This window comes from Lutibacter sp. B1, from assembly GCF_012524075.1.
GTDB lineage: Bacteria > Bacteroidota > Bacteroidia > Flavobacteriales > Flavobacteriaceae > Lutibacter.
In genome coordinates, this window is record NZ_JAAZUI010000126.1 from 1 (window position 1) to 898 (window position 898).

The 898-nt window shown below is 33.7% G+C and carries 1 protein-coding gene; it reads left to right on the top strand.

Annotated features, from left to right (window positions below):
- The first annotated feature begins 34 nt into the window (after positions 1 to 34).
- A complete protein-coding gene (locus HGB55_RS15230) occupies positions 35 to 829 on the top strand; it encodes a cation transporter (protein WP_167919739.1) in 795 nt (264 codons plus the stop codon).
- Positions 830 to 898: the final 69 nt, after the last annotated feature.

Consider the following 898-nt stretch of genomic DNA (forward strand, 5'->3'; position numbering starts at 1 on the left):
CGTTGTAAGTAATGCCGAAAAACCCAGAAACCAAGTGAATAAAACAATATTTGAAATTACCAAAATGGATTGTCCTTCAGAGGAAAATCTTATCCGAATGAAATTGGACGGAATTTCAAGCATTGCGAATTTGGACTTTGATATTCCGAATCGAAAATTGACCGTTTTTCACAGCGGAGAAATTGACCAAATCGAAAAGTCCGTTATCGAATTGAATTTAGGTGGAAAAAAAATCTCAACGGAACAAACCGACCAAACGGAATTTAAAGAAAACGAAAATCAGAAAAAACTACTTTGGTCTGTACTTGCCATAAATTTTGCTTTTTTCATTATTGAAATGACAACAGGAATTATCTCAAAATCTATGGGACTTGTTGCCGATAGTTTAGATATGCTTGCGGACAGTTTTGTGTACGGAATTAGTTTGTTTGCGGTTGGCGGAACAGTAATAAAGAAAAAACGGATTGCCAAACTTGCTGGATATTTTCAAATAATACTTGCGATTATTGGATTTGTAGAAGTCTTGAGAAGATTTTTCGGAAACGAGAAACTTCCCGATTTTTCAACAATGATTATAGTTTCGATTTTTGCACTTATTGCAAACGGAATTTGTCTTTATATTTTGCAAAAGTCAAAGAGCAAAGAAGAAGCACATATGAAAGCGAGTATGATTTTCACTTCGAATGACGTGATTATCAATTTGGGAGTAATTATTGCAGGAATTTTAGTGCATTATTTGAGTTCTAATAAACCTGATTTGATTATCGGAACAATTGTTTTTGCATTGGTAATTCAAGGAGCATTTCGGATTTTGAAATTAAGTAAGTGAACTAAAAAAGCACTACTTACAACAACGTGTATAATTAATGGCTGGTTCTCGCCTACTTACGAAAATCCT